The following is a 22,485-nucleotide window of genomic DNA, read 5'->3' on the forward strand; positions in this document are numbered from 1 at the left end:
GCGGCAGCTTCCGGCGTGCCGTCAAATTTCCGCTCAAGTCCTTCCCGGCAATTCACGCAGCTCGCCTGCAGCATATCAAGCTCAGCGGCATAGCGGGTGACCATCCGCGGGAATCGGGTTCCAAACTTAAACGTCCTCCTATCCGACAGCTTGACCGGTTTCAGCTCCACCGTCGAGGCCTTTTCAAAGGCACCATGATCAGGCCCGTGTGGCATCACCATATTGTGCAGACCCAGGCCGCCGGGCAGAAGTCCTTCTTCCTTGGCGTCATCGGGGCGCTCCGAATGCTGTTGGAATCAGATGCCCATAAAATCAGTTGTAAACGCAACCATCAACCTTCCTGTTAAGCCGTGATGCCACCGGTTTTCAGCCGCTGTTGTCTGCGTCGTTGTCGGTTGCCGGGTGATGGAATTCAGGAAACCAAACATGTGAACCGCAGCTTCACAAAGCGCTTGTCTACCAGAATCACAGACCGGGACTGCACTAAACAATCCCTGGCAGCCTGCATCGAAACCGTGCCGCCCTCGATAGGCGGGCCACAAAAATCCCATAAATATAATGGGGTTGCATGCGGCAAATTCACCTATCGTAGCGACGTGGAGTGCGGATTCACAATTCAGAAACCAACAGCCCCACATAAGAATTTTCGAGGCCAAAAAAGGTGCGGAATGTAATCGCGACCGGGCCCGCGGCGACCATGATGGTTCCTCCCCCTTTTTCTCCGTCCTGCACGCTGCTTTTGGCAGGTGCTCATTATTCAAGGAATAAGTCGCATGCTCGGCTTCTTAAAAAAATCACTCGCCACAAAGCTCATTGTAGTGGCAGGTGCCACTGTCGCTTCTGTGCTTGTCATCTCCAATTTTGTCCTTATCTCCAACACCCGCGAGCGCGTTGAAGCGCTGGTGTTTGAACAAGCCCAGGTCGAAGCCAAAGCCATCTCCGCCGACATTGCCGGCGAGATCGGTGGCTTGACCACGGCCACCGCAACAGTTGCCGCCATTACCGGCCGCGCTCACGCAGAAGGCGACCTCGACCGCAAGGGCATCATGAACATGCTCAAGGCCACAATGCAGACCCACGATCTGGCTTTCGGCAGTTGGTTCGCAGAAGCTGAAAACGCATTTGACGGTCGTCAGGCAGACTACATCGACAACAAGGAAATGGCAGGCAATTCGAAGGGTACGTTCAGCCCTTACTGGTCAAAGACCAGCAGCGGCGATATTCACTTCTCCACCTTCGAAATCAGTCCGGCCGATTCCTGGTATGCACTATCCGCCAACAGCGGCAAAGGCGCCATCACTCCGCCTTACATGGCGCAGGAATCTGAAGTTCCCACCACATTGACCTCGATCACCTTCCCGGTAAATTCCGGTGGCAAGCTGATCGGTGTTTCAGGCATCGATGTTTCACTCGCCTCGCTATCAGACAAACTGTCGAAAATGCGGCCGTTTGAAACCGGTCGGGTCATGTTGGTCTCGCAAGACAGCAAATGGCTGGTCGGTCCGACGCCGGAAGCCATGATGACTGACTTCGACGCCGACGGACAATCTGAAGTCCAGGCGGCCCTTGGCCGTGGCGCATCAAGCACGGTGCGTGATCTTGCCGGTCAAGACGGATCTGTTGTCCATCGCCTTGTCTATCCTTTTGAGCTTCCAGGCGTGAATGCAAGCTGGGTCGTTCTTGTCGATGTCCCCGATGCGGCCATTTCCGGACCGGTCATGCAGCAGACCCTCATGATGGTCATTGGCGGCCTGATCGTTCTCGGCGCTGTGCTGATCGGCATTTTTGTCGCGAGCCATCGTCTGGTCAAGCGGCCACTCGACAGCCTGGTCGCAGATGTTCAGACTCTCAGCAACGGGCAGTATGACAAACCGATCAGCGGCCAGAGCAGCTCGGACGAAACCGGAGCTGTCGCGCGCGCGCTTGAAGGATTCCGCCACCGCCTGGCAGAGTCCGACCAACTCGAATCCCAGGCTTCGCGGGATCGCAAGAGTGCCGAGAGCGCACGCGAAACCACCGAAACCGAACGGGCCAACGCCGCGGCGCTGCAAAAACAGATCGTCACCCGCCTGGGGGCTGGCCTGTCCCGGCTCTCCGCCGGCGACATGACGCATCGTATCACCGAGGAATTCCCCGGCGAATACGCCCAGCTCCGCAATGATTTCAACTCGGCCATGCAGAGCCTTGAGCAGACCATCACGACAGTCAACGCTTCTGTTTCCAATATCACCGCCGGTACCGGCGAGATGAGTTCCGCCACCAACGACCTGTCGATGCGCACCGAAAAGCAGGCGGCAAGTCTTGAAGAAACCGCGGCGGCTTTGGAACAGCTGACCTCTCAGGTCAACGCCAGCGCGGAAAATGCAAAGACTGCCGCTCATACGGTGGAAAACACCAATAGGAGCACCAGCGAGTCAGGCGAAATCGTTGAAAAGGCCGTCGATGCCATGACCGGGATCGAACAATCTTCCCGCGAAGTCAGCCGCATCATTGGCGTGATTGACGAAATCGCCTTCCAGACCAATCTGCTGGCCCTGAATGCGGGTGTTGAAGCAGCGCGTGCCGGTGAAGCCGGCCGCGGTTTTGCCGTCGTTGCCCAGGAAGTCCGCGAACTTGCCCAGAGGTCGGCGTCTGCGGCCAAGGAGATTGCCACTCTGATCAAGGTGTCAGCCGGTCACGTTGACCAGGGCGTCGAATATGTCGGCCAGACCGGCACGGCACTCAAGGATATTTCCGCCCAGGTGGACAGGATCAACAGCCTGATCCGTGAAATCTCCCAATCGGCATCCGAGCAGGCTGTCGGCATCAAAGAGATCAACCAGGCTATCAACCAGATGGATCAGGTCACCCAGCAAAACGCTGCCATGGTGGAGGAAACCACTGCCGCCAGCCTGACGCTCAACAATGAAGCGCAGGTGCTCGGCAAACTGGTCGCCAATTTTCAGGTTACAAAAAACGCCTCGTCACAGGAACTCGGAGCCATGGCTACAAGGATGCGGAGCAAGCAGCCTCATCCCACTCAGGCGCCGGCCAATACCCGGCCCAGGGGCAATGCCGCAGTGGTAGGCGCAGACTGGAGCGAGTTCTGAGCAACATCGCTTCAACCAGGTAAACTCAAGCAGCAAAAAGGGGCCCAACGGCCCCTTTTTCTCGTTCATGTTTCACTTCAGCTTTTCGATCATCGCCGAGAAATCCATGCCCTTGCCCTCACCTGCAACAAACGCGTCATAGAGTTCCGTGGCGCGCGCTCCCATCGGCGTTTGCGCGGATACACTTGAGGCTGCCTGTTGCGACAATTTGAGATCCTTGAGCATCAATTCGGCCGCGAAGCCGGGCTTGTAGCCATTGTCCGCCGGGCTTTTCGGGCCGACGCCAGGCACCGGGCAATAGGTGTTGACCGACCAGCACGAACCCGACGAGGTCGAGACCACATCGAACAAGCTCTGCGCCGAAAGCCCCAGCTTTTCAGCCAGAGCGAAGGCCTCGCAGGTCCCGATCATCGAGATGCCGAGCAGCATGTTGTTGCAGATCTTGGCCGATTGCCCGGCGCCGGCTTCGCCGCAATGCACCGCCTTCTGGCCCATGATCTCAAACAACGGTGCGGCGCGGCCAAAGGCCTCGTCGCTGCCGCCGGCCATGAAGGTCAGCGTGCCTCCGGCAGCACCACCGACGCCACCGGAAACCGGCGCATCCACTGAAAGCAAACCATTCGCTGATGCCAGTTCATGCGCAGCCTTGGCGCTGTCGACGTCAACCGTCGAGCAATCTATGAAGGCCGAGCCCTTGGCGCCCGCCGGGACAATCTCGGCATAGACCGACCGCAGGATGTCGCCATTGGGCAGCATGGTGATCACCGCGTCCTGGCCCGATGCCGCATCCGCGGCCGATTTCGCCGTGGCCACTCCCTCAACGGTGACACCCGCCACGTCAAATCCGGTGACCTGATGTCCGGCCTTGACCAGATTGGCCGCCATCGGTGCGCCCATGTTGCCCAGTCCGATAAATCCGATTTTCATGCCATCCTCCCAACAAACCCTTCGAAAGCGGCGACCATCGCCGCGCTAAAGCTCGATATCGCCGCCCGGCGCTTGCGACAGCATGGCTGTCACCATTTGAGCCGTCACATCCTCCACCCGGCCGTGACGCCAGTGCGGATTTCTGTCCTTGTCGATAATCGCGGCACGAATGCCCTCGACGAAATCGCCTTCCGACGCGCTGCGCGAAGTGAAGCGGTATTCCTGTTGAAGCGCCGAACGGATATCGTTGCTTTCACGCGCCCGACGTACAAGTTCAATGGTGCAATTTGTCGACAGAGGCGAGCCGGCGCGAATGGATTTGGCTGTCGCCGCACCCCAGTCATCATCAGGCAAGGACGCGAGGATTTCGGCAAGCGTATCCTCGCCGAAATGCGCATCGACCTGCTCCCTCAAGGCAAGCAAAGGACCATCTTCGGGGTCGCGCGCCAGCGCTGCAACCGCCGACCAGTCACCGGTCTCGATCAGTGCTTCGGTCAGGCCGGACCATTCTGTCTCGGGAATGAAATAGTCGGCAAAGCCGGCCAGGATCGCGTCAGACGCGTTCATGCGGTAGCCGGTCACGCCGAGATACTCACCCAGCCGCCCAGGCGCCCGCGCCAGCAACAATGTTCCGCCAACATCGGGAACCAACCCCACCGCGCATTCAGGCATGGCAATCTTCGATGTTTCGCCCACCACCCGGTGCGAGCCGTGCAGCGACACGCCAACGCCGCCGCCCATGGTAAATCCCTGGCACAGCGCAATGTAGGGCTTGGGGTAAGCGGCGATCTTGGCATTGAGCCGGTATTCGTCGCGCCAGAATGTCCGGCCGGCCTCGAAATCGCCGTTGGAGGCGGTGTCATGCATGAATTGAAGATCGCCGCCGGCGGAGAATGCCTTGTGCCCTTCCGCATCGATCAGCACGCAGGCCACGCGCTCATCGTCGCGCCAGCCGTCAAGGGCTGATTCAATGGCCAGCACCATCTCGTAGGTCACGGCATTGAGCGCTTCGGGCCGCTGCAGCGTAATCTGGCCGATGCGGCCGATCTTGCGGATGCGGATGCTCATGCGGCGCGCTCCGAAAGCAACGCGCGTGAAATGATCACCCGCATGATCTCGTTGGTGCCCTCAAGGATCTGGTGCACCCGCAGATCGCGAACGATCTTCTCAACGCCATAATCCGCAAGGTAGCCATAACCGCCGTGCAGCTGCAGCGCGTCATTGGCAACATTGAAGGCGATGTCGGTGACAAACCGCTTGGCCATGGCGCAGTATTTGGTGGCGTCCGGCGTCTTGCGGTCGAGCTTGCTGGCTGCCTGGCGCAGGAAAATTCGCGCCGCCTGCATTTCCGTTTCCATGTCGGCGAGCCGGAACTGCAGCGCCTGGAACTGGTCAATGGATTTGCCGAAGGCTTGCCGCTCGCCCATATAGGCAAGCGTCTTGTCGGGCGCCGATTGCGCGCCGCCCAGCGCGGACGCCGCGATATTGAGCCGTCCGCCATCAAGCCCGCTCATGGCATAGCGGAAACCAGCGCCTTCCTCTCCGAGCAGGTTGTCCGCCGGGATGACGCAATCATCAAACTGCACTTCAGACGTCGGCTGCGAGCGCCAGCCCATCTTGTCTTCCGGCGCGCCGAAGGAAAGGCCCTTGGTCCCGTCCTCGACCACAACGGCGGAGATGCCTTTCGGGCCGTCAACGCCAGTGCGGGTCATCACCAGATAGAGGTCGGAAAATCCGCCGCCGGAAATGAACGCCTTGGTGCCATTGAGCTTGAAGCCCTCATTGGTCCGCTCCGCGCGGGTTCTCAGCGCCGAGGCGTCAGATCCCGATCCCGGTTCGGTCAGGCAGTAGGAGGCAATCTTGTTCATGGTGACAAGGTCGGGCAGCAATCGCGCCTTCATCTCGTCTGATCCATATGTCGAAATCATCCACGTGCACATGTTGTGGATCGAGATAAACGAGGCAACCGAGGGACAGGCCATCGACAACGCCTCGAACACCAGCGTCGCGTCGAGTCGGCTCAGGCCCGAGCCGCCGTCGGCTTCGGGCACGTAGATTGCTGCCAGCCCGAGCGAGGCTGCTTCTTCAAGCACCTCGCGCGGGATGGCTTCCTGCTTTTCCCACTTGGCGGCGAAAGGGGCGATCTTCTCGGCGCCAAACTCGCGCGCCATGTCGAAAATCGCCTGTTGTTCCTCGTTCAGTTCAAAGTCCATGGCTGTTAACCTCCCCGTCTCTGAATTGATGTCGCCGCCCGTGTTTTAAGCCCGCCGTGTCTTCATCCCATTGTCGGGATGTTGAAGTCGGCACCGTCCTTGATACCCGAAGGCCAGCGCGCGGTCACCGTCTTGGTGCGGGTGTAGAAGCGGAATGAATCCGGGCCGTGCTGGTTAAGGTCGCCGAAGCCGGATTTCTTCCAGCCGCCGAAGGTGTGGTAAGCCAGCGGCACCGGGATCGGCACGTTGATGCCGACCATGCCGATATTGATCCGGCTGGCAAAATCACGCGCCGCATCGCCATCGCGGGTGTAGATCGCGGTGCCGTTGCCATATTCATGTTCCATCGGATAACGCAGCGCTTCCTCATAATTCGGCGCACGCACCACCGAGAGCACCGGCCCGAAGATTTCCTGGGTGTAGATGTCCATGTCGCGGGTGACGTTGTCGAACAGGCAGCCGCCCATGAAGTTGCCGTTCTCGTAGCCCTGCAGCTTGAAGTCGCGGCCGTCGACCACCAGCTTGGCGCCCTGCTCCACGCCGGAATTGACCAGGCCGAGGACCCGGTCGCGGGCTTCGCGGGTGACCAGCGGTCCGAAATCGACATCATTGCCGGCAGTGTAAGGCCCGATCTTCAGGGATTCGACGCGCGGCGTCAGCTTTTCGATCAACCGGTTTGCCGTCTCTTCACCGACTGGCACAGCGACAGAAATCGCCATGCAGCGTTCACCGGCAGCGCCGTACCCCGCACCGATCAGCGCGTCCACGGCCTGATCCATATCGGCATCGGGCATGATAATCATGTGGTTCTTGGCGCCACCAAAACACTGGACGCGCTTGCCGTTGGCGCAACCACGCGCATAGATATACTGCGCAATCGGCGTCGAGCCGACGAAACCGATGGCCATGATGTCCGGATGATCGAGGATCGCATCGACCGCTTCCTTGTCGCCGTTGACGACATTGAGGATGCCGTCCGGCAAGCCCGCTTCGCTCATCAGTTCGGCCAGCATGATCGGCACCGACGGATCGCGCTCGGATGGCTTGAGAATGAAGGCGTTGCCTGCGGCAATCGCCGGGCAGAATTTCCACATCGGGATCATCGCCGGGAAGTTGAACGGCGTGATGCCGGCGACCACGCCGAGTGGCTGGCGGATCGAGTACATGTCGATGCCGGGACCGGCGCCCTCGGTAAATTCGCCCTTGAGCAGATGCGGCGCGCCAAACGAGAACTCAGCCACTTCAAGGCCGCGCATCACGTCACCCTTGGCGTCGGGAATGGTCTTGCCGTGTTCGCGTGACAGCGCTTCGGCGAGTTTGTCCATGTCGCGATGCAGCAGTTCGACGAACTTCATCATCACCCGGGCGCGCTTTTGCGGATTGGTCGCCGCCCAGCCGATTTGCGCCCTGGCAGCGACAGCCACAGCTTCCGCCAGTTCCTCGTTCGAAGCCAACGGCACTCTGGCCTGAACTTCTCCCGTCGCCGGGTTCATCACGTCGGCAAAGCGGCCTGATGTGCCCTTGACGTGCTTGCCGCCGATAAAGTGAGTGAGTTCGTGCATGATCGTGCCTCCCGAAAGTGAATGTGTGAACCCACTGTGCACTGACCGGTCTTGATGTACAACGCGCGCGATTGTGCAACCGTTGTGCGTATTTTAAAGCCCGGTCACGCCGCCGACAGGCCTCCGTCGATTTGCAGGGTCTGACCGGTGACAAAACTCGAAGCCGGATCCGCCAGAAAAACCAGCCCGGCAATCACCTCATCGACCTCCGCCAGCCGGCGCATCGGAATTGCCTGCACCAGCGCCGCTTCCGCTGCATCCCGGTCCTTGTCGGCTTTTTCGAGAAACTCGGTGGCCATCGGCGTGCGTGCGAAAGATGGACACAGCGCGTTCACCCGCACGCCCCGGCGCGCATATTCGATTGCGGCCGATTTGGTCAGTCCCACCACGCCGTGCTTGGCAGCGGCATAGACCGAAAGCATCGGCGCACCCACGACCCCTGCCACGGAAGCGACATTGACGATCGCAGCGGTCTCGCCGGTGTCGCGAAAGCGCTGCTCCATAGCTGGCAGCTGCGCCCGCATCGCGTAAAACACACCCAGCAGGTCGACATCGATGATTTGCCGCGCGACCTTGACCGGTGTCTCGGGCAACCGCGCCAAGTCATGGACGATGCCGGCATTGTTGACGGCAATGTCCAGACGGCCGAATCCGGACATCGCGGCCTCGACCAGCCGTTCCGACAATTCCGGCTCGCTGATATCTCCGGCGATTGCCCTGGCCTTGCCGCCAAGCTCCTCCGCCAACTCTCCCAGCGGATCCGGATGAAGATCGCTGAGCACCAGGCTGGCGCCGGCGTTTGAGAAATATCGCGCCGCAGCCCGCCCGAAGCCGCCCGTTGCACCGGTCAGGATCACCGTCCGGCCTGAAAAATCCGCCATCGCTCAGGCCTTTCCCGTCATGACTTCGTTGGCCATCGCTGCCAGAAGCGGCACCGCCTTGCCGATTTCTCTCGCGCGCTCCGGATTGGAGGCGTTGCCATCGAGTGACCGCTTGTAAACGCCCTGCAGAATGGCTGCGAGCCGGAAGAAGGAGAACGCCAGGCAGAACGGCCAGTTGGCGACCTCGATACCGCTGCGTTCCGAATAGAGCGCCACATATTCCGGTTCGCTCGGGATTCCGAGGTCCGCCCGGTCAAGCCCACCCAACCCCCTAAACCCGCTGGCATGCGGCAACCGCCATTGCATGCACTGATAGGAAAGATCGGCGAGTGGATGCCCGAGCGTCGACAATTCCCAGTCGATCAGCGCCAACACCTCTTCGCCATGCGCTGAGAATATCATGTTGTCGAGACGGAAATCACCGTGAACCACCCTGACCAGCCCATCGTCATCGGGCAGGTTTTCCCACAGCCAGTCCATCAACCGGTCCATGTCGGGCAGTTCATCGGTCTTGCTGGCCAGGTACTGCTCGCTCCAGCGCCGTATCTGCCGGGCGAAATAATTGCCCGAGCGCCCGAAATCGGCCAGTCCCGCGGCTTCGGGATCGACCCGGTGCAACCGCGCCAGAACGTCGTTCATGCCATTATAGACGGCTGAACGCTCCGGCACGCTCATTTCCGGCAGCGCCGGATCCCAGAAGATCCGCCCCTCGACCATTTCCATGACGAAATACATCCGGCCGATCGCGCTGTGCTCACCCGACAGGGCGTAGACCTTGGGCACCGGCACGTTGTTTTGGCTAAGCGCCTTCATCACCCGGTATTCACGATCCACCTGGTGGGCGGATTTGAGCAGGGTCCCCGGAGGCTTGGCGCGCAACACATAGCGCCCGCTGTCGGCCTCCACCCGGTAGGTGGGGTTTGATTGACCGGTGTTGAATTTCTCGATGGCGTGCAGGCCGGAAAAGCCCGGAACCAGTTCATGCAACTCATCCGCCAGGGCTTCCAGGTCAAAAGGCTCGGTGTCCATCTCAGGCATCCTTGAACAGGCGTATGTCGTGCTGGACCGACAATCCGCCATCAATGGGAAGAATTGCGCCGGTGATATAGGACCCGGCGCGGCTGCAAAGATAGATCGCGGCGCCCGCCACATCGTCGGGACCGCCTATGCGGCCCAGCGGAACACCGGCCCCGACTTTCTCGACCTGCTCATCGTGTGAGGTCGCGAAGGCGGTCATCCGGCTCTGGAACGGCCCCGGTGCGAAGGCGTTGACCGTGATGTGGCTGGCGGCAAGCTCTTCAGCCAGGATTCTGGTCAGATGATGCACTGCCGCTTTCGAGGCGGAATAGGAATAAGCTCCATCGGCGGCGGGTTGGGTTCCCATCACCGAGCCGAGATTGATGACACGTGCGGGATCGGCGTCAGTGGCGGAGTTGATCAGCAACGGCGTGAGATCGCGCGTCAGCGTAAACAGTCCGGCGACGTTGACCGACATCACTTTGGCCCAGGCCGCATGCGGAAAATCTGCATAGGGCGCGCCCCAGGTCACGCCCGCGTTGTTGACAAGAATGTTGAGCCGCCCGGTCCGGCTGCGGACTTCGCCCGCCAGTGCCGCCACGCCTGCCTCGGTTCCGACATCGCCGGCGAACCCCTCCGCCGAGCCGGACGCGCCCAGGCCATTGATCTCTTCGGCTACCTGGATGCAGTCCTCGCCCTTGCGCGAGGCAATCAGCACGCAGGCGCCGGCCTGAACCAGCCCGGTCGCGATCATCCGGCCAATTCCCGTGGCGCCGCCGGTGACCAGCGCGGTTTTTCCGCTGACGCCAAAAAGCTCGCCAAGGTAACCGTCACACGCTTCACTCATCGATTATCTCCCCCGCATTTACCCGGCATCCGTATCGCAATTCCTGTTTCGATATGCCAGCGCCACACATCCGGTTGATGCACAAAGATCGCTGCAACACTATGAGGTCGTGCACGGATGTTATCGTTTAACTGAATCAATTTGAAGGCGATCAGAGCTGTCTCGCCGATTGACAACATACTCTGCAGTATGTTGATATCCTGCCGAACTGCAAGACGGCTCGACGAATTTCTTTGCACCTCCCGGCGCAAGAGCCGACTGACCGGACATGGGCAGACCCACGCATGACAACCGCCGCCCGATCCAACCGATACCGGCGCCAGAGCGACAATGACCTGTCCCGCATGGAGATCATGGAAGGGGCTGCGCTTTGCTTCGAGGCGCACGGGTTTTCGGCCACCAGCATCGATGAAGTGGCGGCACGGATCGGTTCGACCAAGGGCCGCATTTATCACCATTACGCCTCCAAGGCCGAATTGTTCCTTGATGTCTATCGCACCGGCATGACCATGAACTTCCAGGCCATCGAGCCGTTTCTTGGCGCGGACCTGCCGGCGATTGCCAAACTCAGGGCAGTGCTCAAAGCCCATATCCTGTGCGTCATTCGAACCAAACCGTTTCAAAACGTGGTCAGCCAAGGGGTCGATATGCTCCGCCAGGGGACCATGCCGGCCAAGGAACACGCCGAACTTTTGCAACTGGCGCAGATGCGCGACGCCTATTCCGAGCACTTCCGCAAGGTGTTCGAGGACGCCAGAGCGGACGGCGAAATCGACTACATGAACATCAAGATCGCGCTCAACTCGGTCTTCATGTGCATCAATGGACCGATTGTCTGGTTCACGCCGCGGCCAAACCAGACCGAGGCAGAAATTGAAGCCCTCGCCGATGAATGTGTGCTCTATGCAGTCCGGCTTCTGGGCTACACGGGCAACCGCCCCGGCCAAACAGTTGAAGGAGCAATCACATGACCCTTGCAAAGCCCATGGATCTGGGCATTACCGCGCATCTTGAGCCGATCCTGGAAGCGGTTCGCGACATGGTGCGCAATGAGATCATTCCGCTCGACGAGGAATTTCTCGCCGAAGTCGGCTCCCGCGGCGACCGCTGGAGCTACACCGCCCGCCAGACCGAGATCCTCGAAGGGCTCAAGGCCAAGGCCAGGCAACGCGGATTGTGGAACCTGTGGCGGACCCAGGCTGAAGACGGCCTGACGACTGTCGAATACGCCTATCTTGCCGAGGAAATGGGCAAGGCCCACCTGGGTGCGGAAACCTTCAACTGCTCGGCACCCGACACCGGCAACATGGAGGTGCTCGACCGTTACGGAACGCCCGAGCACAAGAAGAAATGGCTCGAGCCACTGCTCAACGGTGAAATCCGCTCCGCCTATTTGATGACCGAACCCGATGTCGCCTCGTCGGATGCGACCAATATTGCGATGTCGTGTGTACGCGACGGTGATCAGTATGTGCTCAACGGCGAGAAATGGTGGGCCTCGGGTGCGGGCGACCCGCGCTGCACGCTCTATATCGTCATGGTCAACACCGGAGACGAGGAGACGCCCAAACATGCGCGGCACTCGATGATCCTGGTGTCGTCCGATACGCCCGGCATCGAGAAACTCCGTCCGATGCAGGTCTATGGCCAGGATGATGCTCCGCATGGCCACTTCCATCTCCGTTTCACCGATGTCCGGGTTCCCGCCGGCAATCTGCTGGTTGGCGAAGGCAAGGGTTTCGAAATCGCCCAGGGCCGGCTCGGGCCGGGCCGCATTCACCATTGCATGCGCGCCATCGGCCAGGCGGAAATGGCACTCGAACTGATGTGCAAGCGGGCGCTGGAGCGCGAAGCCTTCGGCAAGAAACTTGCGCAGCTCGGCGCAAATTACGACATTATCGCCGAGAGCCGGATGGAGATCGAAATGGCGCGGCTGCTGTGCCTCAAGGCTGCCTGGATGATGGATCAGGGCAACGCCGTCGCGGCAGCTCCCTGGATCAGCCAGATCAAGGTTGTCGCCCCGCGTGTGGCACTCAAGGTGACCGATGAAGCCGCGCAGATGTTCGGCGGACAAGGCATGTCCCAGGATACGCCGCTGGCGCGGATGTGGACGCACCTGCGCACTTTGCGGCTTGCCGACGGTCCCGACGCAGTGCATCGCCGCCAGGTAGCGCGCACCGAACTCAAACGCTACACCCAGCAAAAGGTCTGATGAACATGAAGGCGATTGTCTGCCAACAATACGGTCCTGTCTCGGGCCTCGACTACCGTGACCTGCCCGACCCGCACCCCGGTCCCGACGAGGTGTTGATCCGGGCCGAAGCCATCGGCGTGAACTTTCCCGATGGTCTGCTGATCCAGGGTCTCTACCAGATGAAGCCCGAAACGCCGTTCGTGCCGGGCATGGAGGCGGCCGGCGTGGTCGAGGCGGTTGGCGACAATGTCATCCACGTCAGGCCGGGCGACCGCGTGGTGAGCCTGCTCCAGCTTGGTGGCTATGCCGAGAAGGTGGTGGCGCCGGATGCGGGCGTGTTTGCCCTGCCCGACAGCATGAGTTTTGAAGACGCTTGCGCGCTGATGTGCGCCTGGGGCACTTCACACCATGCTCTCAGGCAACGCGCTCACCTCAAGTCTGGCGAGACCTTGCTGGTGCTCGGCGGCGCCGGATCGACCGGACTGGCGGCGATCTCCATCGGCAAGGCGATCGGCGCCCATGTCATTGCCGTCGCCTCGACGCCCGAGAAACAACAGGCCTGCATGGAGGCCGGCGCCGACCTGGCCCTGCCCTATGACGGGCTTCGCGAGCAACTCAAGGCACATGCGGGCCGCGGCGTCGATGTCGTCTTCGATCCGGTCGGTGGACCTGCCTTCGATATCGCCTCGCGCGCCATGGCCCGCAACGGCAGGCTGCTGGTGGTGGGCTTCGCCTCGGGCGAAATTCCCAAGCTTCCGGTCAATCTTGTGCTACTCAAGGAATATGCGCTGATCGGCGTATTCTGGGGTGCATTTACCGCCAAGGAGCCGGAAGCCTATGCGGCCAATAACCGCGAACTGTTTGACTGGCATAGCCAGGGCCTGATCAAGCCGCGCATCGATGAACGCCAGCCGCTGTCCCAGGCCGCCTCCGCACTGCAACGCATTCTCGACCGCGGTGCGATCGGCAAGACCATCCTGATCCCGTAAGGCTTGATTCCCGAGCCTGATCCGATAGGTCCGAAACCGTATGACCACCCACGCAAGGACCAAACCATGACCCTGCCTGCTACCATGAATGCCCTGATCCTCAAGCAGGACGGCTTTGCCCCCCGACGCGAAGGAGCCGCCATCGACACGCTTGAACCCTATCTGGATTACGGCTCCATGCCGGTGCCGAAACCCGGACCGGGCCAGGTGCTGGTCAAGGTGCGGATGGCCTCGGTCAATCCCTCTGATCTCTACTTTATCAAGGGCGAATACGGTCAGCCCCGGGTCAGGGGCGCCGCCGCCGGCTTCGAGGGGGTTGGCGATGTGGTTGGCGGCCAGGGGCTTTACGCGCACTGGCTCAAGGGCAAGCGCGTGGCCTTCGTCGGCGGCGTCAGCGGATCGGGCGCGTGGGCCGAGTACATCGTTGTTCCCGCCGCGATGTGCGTGGTGATCAGGAAGGCCATGCGCGACGAGGACGCCGCGGGGCATGTGGTCAACCCGGTGACCGCCTGGACCATGTTCGATATCGTCAAGCAATCGGGCGCCAAGAGTTTCATTTTCACTGCGGCCTTCTCGCAACTGGGCAAGCTGATGGCAGGCATCGCCCGTGACAATGGTTATGCGATGATCGCCATCATCCGCAAGCAGAGCCAGGAGGCTCATCTGCGGGAGCTAGGCGCGGCCCATGTGCTGATCCAGTCGGATCCGGAGTTCGAAGCCAAGCTCGCCGCGCTGTGCAAATCAGACAAGCCGCGCATCCTGCTCGACGCCGTCGCCAACCAGCAGGCGGCCGACATCTTCATGGCGATGCCCGCCCGCGCCCGCTGGATCATCTACGGCAAGCTCGACACCGAGATCCCCTCGATCCGCGAAACCGGACAGCTGATTTTCATGGACAAGAAAATCGAGGGATTCTGGCTGACAAAATGGTTCAAGCACGCCTCGATTCTGGAAAAATTGCGCACGTTGCGCGCCGTGCAGAACCGCTTCATTTCCGGCGCCTGGAAGACCGAGGTGGTGGCAATAGTCAAGCTCGCGGATGCGATTCAACAACTGCCCGGGGCGCTCAAACGCGGCGACGGCAAGGTGATGCTCGTGCCCTAACGCCGGATTCTCATTGATTCATTTTCCGAGAAATGATTCCTATACCATTGTTTAAAAAGCATATTCCTGCATTCTTCACGTTGTGCATGAATCTTGCGAAAGTTCATACAGCTGCGAAACTTTCCTTCCGCATGCTTCGTCCTATGTTGATGAAGACGGAGGTACGATCATGACAAACCTGTTTCATCCCGCGTCAACGGTAGCGGCGGCCATGGCGCTGATGCTCACGCTCGCCCCTGCCCGCGCCGACGATGCGACCGACGCTCGCGGCGTCATTGAAAGCCAGATCGAGGCGTTTCTGGCCGACGACATGGCGGCGGCCTATTCCTTCGCCGCGCCCTCGATCCAGCAGTTGTATCCGGATCAGACCCGGTTTTTCGACATGGTCAAACGCAGCTACCAGCCGGTCTACCGTCCCGGAAACTATGCCTTCGGCCGCTTCAAGCCCGCAGCCGGCGGCACCGGACTGGTTCAGGAAGTGCTGATTCAGGGCCCCGACGGCGAGGACTGGACCGCGCTCTATTCGCTCGAACGCCAGCCCGACGGAAGCTTCAAGATCAACGGTGTGCAGATGATCAAGGCAGCGGCGCCACAGACCTGATCACACCGTGGCGCGACCACAGACCAGCGCACCGGACACGCCTGCTGCTGGGATAGGGCCGGCATCCCCCGGAACCAAGCCGCCGTCACTGCGTTGAGCGTCCGAGGCCAGACATTGCCAGCCGCTCCGGCTTCCATCTATGCTGGACGTTTCGCGCGTGGTTGAGACGCCGTGCGCGCCGCATCCAGCCGAACGGAGAATTGCTGTGAGTGTCGCCTTCACCAAGGAAGAAAGTTCCGAAACCGCAGCCGAAACGCTGCTGCCCGACCGGCCGATTTCCAGTCATCCCAATCTGGTGACGCTGAGCGGACTGAAACAATTGCAAGCCGAGCTCGATATCGCGCGCGCCGCCTATGATGCCGCCAACCCAATCGAGGATGTCAACGAGCGCCGCCGCCAGCAGGCAGCCCCGTTGCGCGATGCGCGCTATTTCGCCGAGCGGGTCCGCAGCGCCCAAGTGATGCCCGATCCGGAGAGCCACGACACGGTCGCCTTTGGCAGCACCGTCACCTATGCCCGCGACCAGCGCCCGCCGCAAACCTATCGCATCGTCGGCGAGGACGAAGCCGACCCGAAGACAGGCACAATCTCGTTTGCCTCCCCCGTCGCCCGCGCGCTGATGGGCAAGACAGTGGGCGATGTGGTCGAGGTGGGCGAGCAGGATCTGGAGCTGATTTCGATCGCATAGGCCGGCACGCCACGCAAAGGCGTTCCCGCGCGACAAGACCGCCGGGGCGTGATCTCAATGAGGCATTCCGGAGGGCCGCGCGCAGGCTGTGCCTTACGGAAGTCTATGAAAATGGGTGGCGCAACGCGCGCGCGGCCCGATTATCGCCGGATGATGTCCGCATCCGACAGGCAGTGTCCACTCCGCTTGACCCGCTTGAGGGTTGTTCACCCGACGCGGGATTTGCCGGGTCGCCCCGGGCCGCCAGCCCCGGACGGGGAGCGGCGGCGGAAGTGTTCGGCGTGGTTTCCGGCACGGACTTGATCCCCGGCAAAGGGAGCCAAACCCGCCACAGGCCCGGTCCGATATCCCAGATCCCGCTGCCTGCATGAGCAGGCATGGACCCCGAAGTCGGTCCGGTGGCCGGCTGAACCCGGTCTTTCGCAAGAAAGAGCAGATCCGCCGACGGAGCCACACTGGTCACCGCCTCCTCCCGGGACCTTGCCGCACGTTACCGCAAGTCCCGAAAGGTCTTCCTTCCGCCTGGCCCGGCACGTTCGCGGGTCATCCGACAGCGGAAGTGCAGGCAGTATGACACGGGGTGGGAAAGCGGGGATGAAATGGGGGTGGAATCGGCGCATTCGTTCCGCGTGCCGCCTTCTCCCCACTGGTGGGGAAGAGAGTAAAATCATCACCTTGGCTTCAGTCAAGCCTTGGATTTTGTCACAGAGGGGGCCGATTTCAGCGTCGCGAATTTCCCCCTCTCCTGAAAAAATCCGGGACCTGGTGCTGCGTCCATCAACCGGTCCTACGACCTGGCGAAATAATACAGGATGGCCGCAACCGGCAGCAGGATGAACGAGGCAATGCCGGCAAACAACGGGATGATGCCGGCCATTTCATCGAAATGACGACGCCCGGCGACTGTCTCGAGGCCCCACCAGCCAAAGACCATCCCGGCCAGGCTCAGCAGCGCCAGAACAATGGCAAACAGCTTCATCGCATTTTAGCCTCTATCGCCAGCACCTTCCGGGGCACCGGACGAGCAGGCACAGCATGTGAGGAATCCGTCACGGATCCTGATAGCCCGGGATTGTGTGCCCTCGTCCGCACCATAGTCGCAGAGTGCACGGATGCACATCACCGAGTAAGCGATGGCTGCGGACAACCGCTCACTCACCCTCGCCTGCCCGAACCATGGATTTGATGTCAGATTGAATAGTCGTTCCGCTGCCGCATTTGACGCCGGTAGGCCTGTGATGCGGGAAATGCGGATTCAGGACGGATTCTGGCGTCTGCCATACCCGGCCAGGCCCAGGTGTACATTTCCTGGCCGTTATATGTCTTGTGGGTCGATCGGGTCAGCGACGCCAATTCCGGCGCACTGGCTCCCAAATTCGTCAGCAGATCCTTCAGCAATTGGTCCGCCGCCCCGCGATTGGACCCAGTCGTTTCAAACCGGTCAAGCACGGTAGCAACATTGTCGAGTGTCAGACGCCCGCTCAACTCCCCGTCTTGGCGGGCCAGGCCTGCGGACGCAACCAACTCTCGTGCCGCGTCAGCGCGCGCGCCATTCGCCAGAGACGGCGCCACGTCATTGTCACCCGGCGCCGGGACCAACCGCTCTGCCACCGGCGCCAGATTGTTTTTGGTCAGCGTCCTGAACATCTCCATGTCGGCTTGGTCATAGACCGGATTGCCGGCGGACTTTGTCATGCTGGCAGAGGTGCCGGACGCAACAGTCCTTTCAGAATGTTGTTGCCTGCGCGAGGATGCATCTTCCGGTTGGTGAAACGAATAGGTTCCATCCTCGTCAAGATCGATGCCTTCCTGCATGCTTTCGAATTTCGGGCCGCCCTGCAACGCTTGCGCGCCCAGCGAACTCAGGGCACGAGTGAGGGGTTTGGACAAAGGCGAAGCTTCGGCCACCGCCTCCCTGGCTGGAGTGCGCAGAAAGCTGGAATTGCGCTCACGGGTGCTCGTGCCGGAATATGCGGCCAAGGAATAATATGAATCTGACGAAATCAAAATGAGCACCTCAATGCGAAGAGATGTAGGAATTTGTTTACCTTTTAACCTCAGGCTTGCGCCAAGCTTGCGTAAATCAGTCCGGAAATCCAAAAAATCAGTCTATCCTATTGAAATAATGGATATTTTGACAAATCCCGCGAAATGCCATTTTTAGGCGATTGAGTAACAAAACATTAACTTGCAGGAAAAGTGCATCCCGAAAAACCGGATATCCGGGCTGAAATTCCCCTAAAAGGAATCACAGCCGGATAGAAAACCTTCAAGAATTCCCAACGTGCGGATGGCCAGGGTCGCAGGTCACGGACCGGCCCGTCGACCTCTGACCATATTTGGAAAACTCACCAACGATCCCCGGCAGTAGGCAATTCGGAAGACAAGTCATAACTTCCACGGCAGCAATCAAACGATTTTCCATCGGCGCGGAATCCGTTATGACGGTTCGCGGCGCAAGTCACCGCATCTGATCAAAGGATAGACAGGGAAATGACGACCATAAAATTCCGGCTTGCAAGCCTGGCAATTGCTGCCGGCACTCTCGCGGCCTGCACCACCGCAACGATCGCATCAAACCCGCTGCAGGCGCGCTGGAACGGCAAGTCGGCCGGCGCCTTTTTCGCGGCCTATGGACCTCCAGTTTCAGACAGGCCGGCTTCGGGCGGTGCGACGATTTACAACTGGCGCGGCGGTTTTAGCGGGGGCAGGCCCTGCACCGTCGAACTGACGGTCAGCAAGGGTTACACAATCACCACAATTCGCGCCGTCTCCGACCGGATTGATCCCAAGGGCGGCCCGACCCATTGCGAGAAAACGCTCGACGCCGGCTGAGTGAACCTGTTCCCCTCACCCCAGCGGCGCGATATCACCTTTGGCCCAGGCGGCTTGGGTCTCGGCTGAGAAATCCTCAAAGCGCTGCGCCTCGATTGAGGCGCGGATGCCGGCCATCAGGTCCTGATAGTAGGACAAATTGTTCCAGGTGATCAGCATCATGCCCAGAATCTCGTTGGAGCGAACCAGGTGGTGCAGATAGGCCCGGGAATAATCGCGTGCCGCCGGGCATGAGCTTTGCTCATCAAGCGGGCGGTGATCCTCGGCGTGGCGGGCGTTTTTCAGATTGATCTTTCCGTGGCGGGTAAACGCCAGCCCATGACGGCCGGCCCGCGTCGGCATGACACAGTCGAACATGTCGATGCCGCGGCCGACGGATCTGAGCATGTCGTCGGGCGTGCCGACGCCCATCAGGTAGCGCGGCTTTTCATGCGGCAGCAGCGGACAGGTGACATCGAGCATGTCGAGCATCACCTCCTGCGGCTCGCCCACAGCAAGGCCGCCGACAGCGTAACCCTTGAGATCGAGCCCTGAGAGCGCCTGCGCCGAGCGCTCCCGCAGTTTCGGAATATCGCCGCCCTGGACGATGCCGAACATTGCCTTGCCGGGCTGATCGCCAAAGGCTGACTTGCAGCGATCCGCCCAGCGCAGCGACATTTCCATGGCGCGCTCGATTTCGGTCTCGCTGGCCGGCAGCCGGACGCACTCGTCGAGTTGCATCTGGATGTTGGAGCCGAGCAGGCCCTGGATCTCGATCGAGCGCTCGGGGCTCATTTCGTGGCGCGAACCGTCGATGTGGGATTGAAAGGTGACGCCCTGCTCGCTCACCTTGCGCAGGCCCGACAGCGACATCACCTGAAACCCGCCGGAATCGGTCAGTATCGGGTGCGGCCAGCGGGCAAACTCATGCAGTCCGCCCAGCCGCGCCATGCGCTCGGCGCCGGGCCTGAGCATCAGGTGATAGGTATTGCCAAGGATGATGTCGGCGCCGGTGTCGCGGACCTGATCCATATACATCGCCTTGACCGTGCCGCCAGTGCCCACCGGCATGAAGGCCGGCGTGCGGATGGTACCGCGCGGCATCGAAATCTCGCCGCGCCGGGCCTTGCCGTCAGTGGCCGTGAGCTTGAACTGGAAGGTTTCTGTCATTGCGGGCCCGCCTCGTGGGGATCTTTCAGTGTTTCCATCGGCTGCCAGCCATGGTGCAGTTTTAGCGTCTGCCGCTCGAAGGCAAAGACATTGCCGCCGCCGCCCGGCTGGTCGTGCCGCCGGTCGATCGGCCAGCCGGCAACATGGCACATCAGCAGCGTGCCGACCGCCCCATGACCGACCAGCAGCACGTCGCCTTCTGGCGCATTTTCAAACGTCGCCAAAGTCTCGGCCACGATGCGGGCTTGGGCATCCACCGCCCGCTCCCAGCCGCGTACGCTCTGATCGGCGTTGGCAAAGAACTGATCGGCCACAAGCTCGAATTCCTCGGGCGGCAGATAGCCGGTGGCTGTGCGGTCGTTCTCGTGCATGCCATGACGGATGACCAGCTCGAAGCCAAGCGCCGCGGCAATCGGCTGCGCGGTCTCGATTGCCTTGGTCTCGTTGCTGGATATGACAGAGGTCGTGCCGCGCAGTGCGGCAGCCGCGGTAATCGCCTCGACGCGGCGGCGGCCGGTTTCGTTGAGCCCCCAGCGCTCCACCGGCATCATCGGATCAATCATGACCTGCGGGTGGGTCAGATAGCGGACGATCATGGTGCGCTGTCCCGGCGAAACAACAGGCTGGAATCGCCATAGGAATAGAAACGGTAATTGTTATCAATGGCATGGCGGTAGGCGGCGTGCATGGTGTCAAAGCCGGAAAACGCCGAGACCAGCATGAACAGCGTCGAACGCGGCAGATGGAAATTGGTCATCAGGATGTCGACGGCGCGAAAGCTGTAACCCGGCGTGATGAAGATGTCTGTTGGTCCGGACCACGCCTTGATGGTTCCGGCTTCATCCGTGGCGCTTTCCAAAAGCCTCAGCGATGTGGTGCCGACGGAAACGACCCGACCGCCGCGCGCGTGCACCGCATTGAGCGCTTCGGCTGTTTCGGCGCTGACATGGCCGATTTCCGAATGCATCAGATGCTCGGTGGTGTCGTCGACCTTGACCGGCAAAAACGTGCCGGCGCCGACATGCAGGGTGACGAAGTGGCGCGAGATGCCGCGCGCATCGAGTTTGGCAAACAGCGCCTCGGTGAAATGCAGTCCTGCGGTGGGGGCCGCCACCGCGCCATCCTCGCGGGCGTAAATTGTCTGGTAGTCGAGCCGGTCCTGGTCGTCCTCGCCGCGTTTGGAGGCTATATAGGGCGGCAGCGGAATGTGGCCGGTTGCCATGATCGCCTCGTCGAGCGCCGGACCGGAAAGATCGAAGATCAGTTCGATCTCGCCGCCCTCGCCACGTGTCCCCGCGGTGGCGTCTAGCACGCCGGCAAGGCAGACAGCACCATCGCCGCCAAAATGCAGCCGGTCGCCCTGTTTGATGCGCTTTCCGGGACGCACAAAGGCTTTCCAGCGGTCGGGACCTGAGCGCATGTGCAGCGTGGCGGAAATGCGTTGCCGGTTTTCGTCGCGGATGCGAAAGCCTTCAAGCTGCGCCGGAATGACCCTGGTGTCGTTGAACACCAGCGCGTCGCCAGGCTCCAAGAGGTCGGCCAGATCACCGACGCTGAGATCCGCGAGCGTGCCATCGGCACCCACGCGCAGCAGCCGGGCGCAGTCGCGCGGATTGGCCGGGCGCAGCGCAATGCGCTCGTCGGGAAGATCAAAATCGAAAAGCTCTACCCGCACCGGCGCGCTCCAGAAAAGAACGCGCGGAATTCAACAGGCGGGGAGCCACCGAATTCCGCGCGGTTCAAATGCTCAGGCCGTGGCGTCTGCCGCGACCTTCATCGAGACAATCTTGTCGGGATCGGTAACCGGCTCGCCGCGCTTGATCTTGTCGACATTGTCCATGCCGGACGTGACCTGGCCCCAGACCGTGTACTGACGGTTGAGGAAGCCCGCATCGTCAAAGCAGATGAAGAACTGCGAGTTGGCCGAATGCGGGTCCTGCGACCGCGCCATCGAGCAGGTGCCGCGGGCGTGGTTCATGTTGGAAAATTCGGACTTGAGGTTCGGCTTGTCCGAACCGCCCATGCCGGCGCGGCCAGGGTTGAAATCCTTGCCGTCCGACTTGCCGAACTTGACGTCGCCGGTCTGGGCCATGAAGCCGTCGATGACGCGGTGAAACACCACGCCGTCATAGGCGCCTTCGCGCGCCAGTTCCTTGATCCGCGCGACGTGATCGGGCGCCAGATCGGGAAGCAGTTCGATGGTCACCTGGCCCTTGGTGGTTTCCATGATGAGCGTGTTTTCGGGATCCTTGATCTCCGCCATAGGGTCTCTCCTGTTTGAAATTTTTGTGTGCGTCTGGTTAGCCGCCGGTGCGGACGGTGATCATGCGGTCGGGATTGTCGACCGAGCCGTTGTTGTTGGTGTCGCCGCGCTTGATCTTGTCGACAA

At 60.9% G+C, this 22,485-nt stretch carries 21 protein-coding genes and 1 pseudogene; 8 read left to right on the forward strand and 14 right to left on the reverse strand.

Annotation, left to right across the window (positions count from 1 at the left end; translation table 11 throughout):
* Positions 1–11 precede the first annotated feature (11 nt).
* A pseudogene (locus ABJN75_RS16820) lies at positions 12–317 on the reverse strand (homogentisate 1,2-dioxygenase domain-containing protein); the annotation flags it as partial.
* A 456-nt stretch (positions 318–773) separates the two neighbouring features.
* On the opposite strand from ABJN75_RS16820, the gene ABJN75_RS16825 reads away from it, so the two are divergent.
* A complete protein-coding gene (locus ABJN75_RS16825) occupies positions 774–3,089 on the forward strand; it encodes a methyl-accepting chemotaxis protein (protein WP_348440733.1) in 2,316 nt (771 codons plus the stop codon).
* Between the two features lie 72 nt (positions 3,090–3,161).
* Here ABJN75_RS16825 and mmsB read toward each other — a convergent pair whose 3' ends face one another.
* From mmsB to ABJN75_RS16860, 7 genes are all read right to left on the reverse strand, one after another.
* On the reverse strand, positions 3,162–4,016 hold the full coding sequence (mmsB, locus tag ABJN75_RS16830) for a 3-hydroxyisobutyrate dehydrogenase (RefSeq protein ID WP_348440734.1): 855 nt from the start codon (positions 4,014–4,016) through the stop codon (positions 3,162–3,164).
* Between the two features lie 45 nt (positions 4,017–4,061).
* Positions 4,062–5,084 (reverse strand): enoyl-CoA hydratase/isomerase family protein, encoded by a 1,023-nt coding sequence (locus ABJN75_RS16835; RefSeq protein ID WP_348440735.1) that lies wholly within the window; start codon positions 5,082–5,084, stop codon positions 4,062–4,064.
* Complete coding sequence (locus ABJN75_RS16840) at positions 5,081–6,229, reverse strand: acyl-CoA dehydrogenase family protein (RefSeq protein ID WP_348440736.1); 1,149 nt, start codon at positions 6,227–6,229, stop codon at positions 5,081–5,083. The genes ABJN75_RS16835 and ABJN75_RS16840 overlap by 4 nt, the downstream gene beginning before the upstream one ends.
* A 62-nt stretch (positions 6,230–6,291) precedes the next feature.
* Positions 6,292–7,791 (reverse strand): CoA-acylating methylmalonate-semialdehyde dehydrogenase, encoded by a 1,500-nt coding sequence (locus ABJN75_RS16845; protein ID WP_348440737.1) that lies wholly within the window; start codon positions 7,789–7,791, stop codon positions 6,292–6,294.
* Between the two features lie 104 nt (positions 7,792–7,895).
* Positions 7,896–8,672 (reverse strand): SDR family NAD(P)-dependent oxidoreductase, encoded by a 777-nt coding sequence (locus ABJN75_RS16850; protein WP_348440738.1) that lies wholly within the window; start codon positions 8,670–8,672, stop codon positions 7,896–7,898.
* Between the two features lie 3 nt (positions 8,673–8,675).
* Positions 8,676–9,701: a phosphotransferase gene (locus tag ABJN75_RS16855; RefSeq protein ID WP_348440739.1), complete on the reverse strand. Its 1,026-nt coding sequence runs from the start codon at positions 9,699–9,701 to the stop codon at positions 8,676–8,678.
* A gap of 1 nt (position 9,702) precedes the next feature.
* Positions 9,703–10,536 (reverse strand): SDR family oxidoreductase, encoded by an 834-nt coding sequence (locus ABJN75_RS16860; protein ID WP_348440740.1) that lies wholly within the window; start codon positions 10,534–10,536, stop codon positions 9,703–9,705.
* 284 nt (positions 10,537–10,820) lie between these two features.
* Between ABJN75_RS16860 and ABJN75_RS16865 the strand changes: the two genes are divergently transcribed.
* The 6 genes from ABJN75_RS16865 (at position 10,821) to greA (ending at position 16,112) form a co-directional block, all read left to right on the forward strand.
* The gene (locus ABJN75_RS16865; RefSeq protein WP_348440741.1) at positions 10,821–11,507 is read left to right on the forward strand and encodes a TetR/AcrR family transcriptional regulator; all 687 of its coding nucleotides are present in this window, start codon (positions 10,821–10,823) and stop codon (positions 11,505–11,507) included.
* A 14-nt stretch (positions 11,508–11,521) separates the two neighbouring features.
* A complete protein-coding gene (locus tag ABJN75_RS16870) occupies positions 11,522–12,748 on the forward strand; it encodes an acyl-CoA dehydrogenase family protein (RefSeq protein ID WP_348440755.1) in 1,227 nt (408 codons plus the stop codon).
* 5 nt (positions 12,749–12,753) lie between these two features.
* Complete coding sequence (locus ABJN75_RS16875) at positions 12,754–13,719, forward strand: NADPH:quinone oxidoreductase family protein (protein ID WP_348440756.1); 966 nt, start codon at positions 12,754–12,756, stop codon at positions 13,717–13,719.
* 66 nt (positions 13,720–13,785) lie between these two features.
* Positions 13,786–14,823 carry a zinc-binding dehydrogenase gene (locus ABJN75_RS16880; protein ID WP_348440742.1) on the forward strand — a complete coding sequence of 346 codons (1,038 nt, stop codon included), beginning with the start codon at positions 13,786–13,788 and terminating at the stop codon, positions 14,821–14,823.
* A gap of 169 nt (positions 14,824–14,992) precedes the next feature.
* Positions 14,993–15,424, forward strand: coding sequence for a DUF4864 domain-containing protein (locus ABJN75_RS16885; protein ID WP_348440743.1), 432 nt, complete (start codon positions 14,993–14,995; stop codon positions 15,422–15,424).
* Positions 15,425–15,629: 205 nt separating this feature from the next.
* Positions 15,630–16,112, forward strand: a complete 483-nt coding sequence (greA, locus tag ABJN75_RS16890; RefSeq protein WP_348440744.1) for a transcription elongation factor GreA — start codon at positions 15,630–15,632, stop codon at positions 16,110–16,112.
* 787 nt (positions 16,113–16,899) lie between these two features.
* Here greA and ABJN75_RS16895 read toward each other — a convergent pair.
* The gene (locus tag ABJN75_RS16895; protein WP_348440745.1) at positions 16,900–17,091 is read right to left on the reverse strand and encodes a hypothetical protein; all 192 of its coding nucleotides are present in this window, start codon (positions 17,089–17,091) and stop codon (positions 16,900–16,902) included.
* 209 nt (positions 17,092–17,300) lie between these two features.
* Positions 17,301–18,092 carry a hypothetical protein gene (locus tag ABJN75_RS16900; RefSeq protein ID WP_348440746.1) on the reverse strand — a complete coding sequence of 264 codons (792 nt, stop codon included), beginning with the start codon at positions 18,090–18,092 and terminating at the stop codon, positions 17,301–17,303.
* Positions 18,093–18,605: 513 nt separating this feature from the next.
* Here ABJN75_RS16900 and ABJN75_RS16905 point away from each other — a divergent pair.
* A complete protein-coding gene (locus ABJN75_RS16905; protein WP_348440747.1) occupies positions 18,606–18,947 on the forward strand; it encodes a hypothetical protein in 342 nt (113 codons plus the stop codon).
* A 15-nt stretch (positions 18,948–18,962) separates the two neighbouring features.
* Here the strand turns inward: ABJN75_RS16905 and tgt are convergent, their stop codons facing one another.
* From tgt to ABJN75_RS16925, 4 genes are all read right to left on the reverse strand, one after another.
* Entirely contained in the window at positions 18,963–20,096 is a 1,134-nt protein-coding gene (gene tgt, locus ABJN75_RS16910) for a tRNA guanosine(34) transglycosylase Tgt (protein WP_348440748.1), read from the reverse strand.
* Entirely contained in the window at positions 20,093–20,692 is a 600-nt protein-coding gene (locus ABJN75_RS16915; RefSeq protein WP_348440749.1) for a histidine phosphatase family protein, read from the reverse strand. The genes tgt and ABJN75_RS16915 overlap by 4 nt, the downstream gene beginning before the upstream one ends.
* The gene (gene queA / locus ABJN75_RS16920) at positions 20,689–21,771 is read right to left on the reverse strand and encodes a tRNA preQ1(34) S-adenosylmethionine ribosyltransferase-isomerase QueA (RefSeq protein WP_348440750.1); all 1,083 of its coding nucleotides are present in this window, start codon (positions 21,769–21,771) and stop codon (positions 20,689–20,691) included. Before queA ends, ABJN75_RS16915 begins: the two co-directional genes overlap by 4 nt.
* A gap of 72 nt (positions 21,772–21,843) precedes the next feature.
* On the reverse strand, positions 21,844–22,359 hold the full coding sequence (locus tag ABJN75_RS16925) for a peptidylprolyl isomerase (RefSeq protein WP_348440751.1): 516 nt from the start codon (positions 22,357–22,359) through the stop codon (positions 21,844–21,846).
* Positions 22,360–22,485: the final 126 nt, after the last annotated feature.

The organism is Hoeflea sp., from assembly GCF_039975035.1.
In the GTDB taxonomy this organism is placed as follows: Bacteria; Pseudomonadota; Alphaproteobacteria; order Rhizobiales; family Rhizobiaceae; genus Hoeflea.